The organism is Sulfurovum sp. bin170 (assembly GCF_010892395.1).
Lineage (GTDB): Bacteria > Campylobacterota > Campylobacteria > Campylobacterales > Sulfurovaceae > UBA1140.
Window position 1 is genome coordinate 1 of the sequence record NZ_JAACKB010000341.1, and the last position, 2,064, is coordinate 2,064.

General features: G+C 36.4%; 4 protein-coding genes. All 4 read left to right on the forward strand.

The features are described 5' to 3' along the window. A partial coding sequence (locus tag GSY74_RS08135) for a transcriptional regulator (protein ID WP_164664607.1) occupies positions 1 to 209 on the forward strand: 209 nt, incomplete at its 5' end. Continuing rightward, positions 190 to 612 (forward strand): type II toxin-antitoxin system VapC family toxin, encoded by a 423-nt coding sequence (locus GSY74_RS08140; RefSeq protein ID WP_164664608.1) that lies wholly within the window; start codon positions 190 to 192, stop codon positions 610 to 612. The genes GSY74_RS08135 and GSY74_RS08140, both read left to right, overlap by 20 nt. A 12-nt stretch (positions 613 to 624) precedes the next feature. After that, a complete protein-coding gene (locus GSY74_RS08145; RefSeq protein WP_164664609.1) occupies positions 625 to 1,797 on the forward strand; it encodes an ABC transporter permease in 1,173 nt (390 codons plus the stop codon). Next, positions 1,794 to 2,064 (forward strand): acyl carrier protein (locus tag GSY74_RS08150; RefSeq protein WP_164664610.1); only part of this gene is annotated, 271 nt, incomplete at its 3' end. The genes GSY74_RS08145 and GSY74_RS08150, both read left to right, overlap by 4 nt.

Consider the following 2,064-nt stretch of genomic DNA (forward strand, 5'->3'; position numbering starts at 1 on the left):
ACACCATTGCCAAGCTTGAACTGACCACAAAGACACAGATTGTAAGAGATGCCATTGTTGAGTATATCGCTAATCTGAAAAAGAGAAGAACCCATACGCCTTATAGTCTAGGTCATGACCTTTTTGGTGTTTATGATGGAGATGAGGAGCTTTCTAGTGATTACAAAAATAGATTGGATAAGATTTTAGATGCAAAATATCCTCATTGATACTGGACCAATTGTCGCTCTACTTAACCGTAGAGATAAACATCACAAGAGAGTGTTCGAGTTTACAAAAAATTATAAAGGTGGGTTTATTACCACTTGGTCGGTTATCACCGAAGCGATGCATCTGTTGAGACAGAGTATTCAAGCACAACTCAATCTGCTTGAGTGGATACGCAGGGGTGGCATTGAGATTTTTCAGATAGAGAAAAATGATATTGAGAGGATGATAACACTCACCAAAAAATACAGAGACCTTCCTATGGATTTGGCTGACTGTTCGCTGATTATTGTGGCTGAAAAATTGAATATTAGAGAGATTATATCTATAAACAGTGACTATGACATCTATCGAACTTTGAAGCGAGAGGCTTTGATCAATCTTTTGTATTATCCAGTTAAATAAAAAGGTAAAAGATTGAAATTCTACTACGCCCTAAAAAAAGAGTTCATTGCCCTACTGCGTAACCGAAGTGCCTTGATTGCACTTTTTCTTATGCCTATGATGTTTATCTTAATTATGTCATTGGCACTCAAAGATGTCTACAATGAGTATACCAATGCGAACTTGGAGTATGTTATTGTTAATCTTGACAAAGAGAAAAAGTCTGAAAAGTTTATAGAGCAGTTAAAAGAGTATAAGAACCTGAAATTTGTAGTCAAAGAGAGTCTTGAAGAGGTTAAAGAGTTGACTAGAGATGAGGTTTATAAGTTTGCTTTGGTCATTAACTCTGATTTTTCTAAAAATCTCTATAAGATTCAAGCCAAAAATCTAATTGAAATCTATACAGCCTCTACAACCAAAGCCCATCGAAAACTCTATTTTGAATCAAAAATAGCAGAGAAAATTATGGCTCTTAAGATAAAAAAGATGGTGGATTCTATGACGATGTATAATGATAGTGTCAGAGCCTCAACGCCTAGTGAGATGATACACTCGCACTATCTCTATAACTCTGAAAACAAGAGTGGTATCCCTACGGCTACCCAACAGAATGTTCCTGCTTGGATTGTTTTTTCTATGTTTTTTGTGATTATTCCTATCTCTACGCTATTTATTACGGAGAGAAATGATGGAACTTTTGCACGGTTAAAGGCGATGAATAGCTCTAAGTTTATACTTTTTTTCTCTAAGATAATTCCCTATATGGTGATTAATCAACTGCAATTGGTGCTGATGATACTGGTTGGTGTTTTTATTGTTCCTCTTTTGGGTGGGGATAAATTGGATGTTCATATAGATTTTGTAGCTCTTTTTGTTATTAGTATGGCGATTAGTTTTGGTGCTATCGGTTTTGCTATTTTGCTCTCTAGTTTGATGAAAACTACGGAACAGGCTTCTACTGTTGGGGCTTTGAGCAGTATTATTATGGGGGCTGTTGGTGGAATAATGGTTCCAAAACTTGTTATGCCTCCACTTATGCAAGATATGGCGATGCTCTCTCCTATGTCTTGGGGGTTGGAGGGGATGTTGGATGTTTTTGTTCGAAATCTTGGAGTAGAAGCAGTGCTTTTAGAGTCAGGAGTTTTAGTACTTTTTGGTATAATCTCATTAAGTTTTGCATTTATATTTTATGAAAGAAGATTATGAGTTTACGAGAAGATTTAAAAGAGATGATAGTTAAAGAGTGTGATAAAGAGATAGAGCCTAGCAGTATAAAAGATGATGATATTATCTTTGACCCTGACCATCCACTGGGGTTAGATTCGCTTGATTCACTTCAAATATCTATGGCAATACAGAATGATTATGGCATTAGATTAGTTGACCCCAAAGAGGCTAGAAGGGTGATGGAGAGTATTGATACTCTTGCTATATATATCGAGAAAGTAGGTCGGACTGCCCTCTGTCCGACAC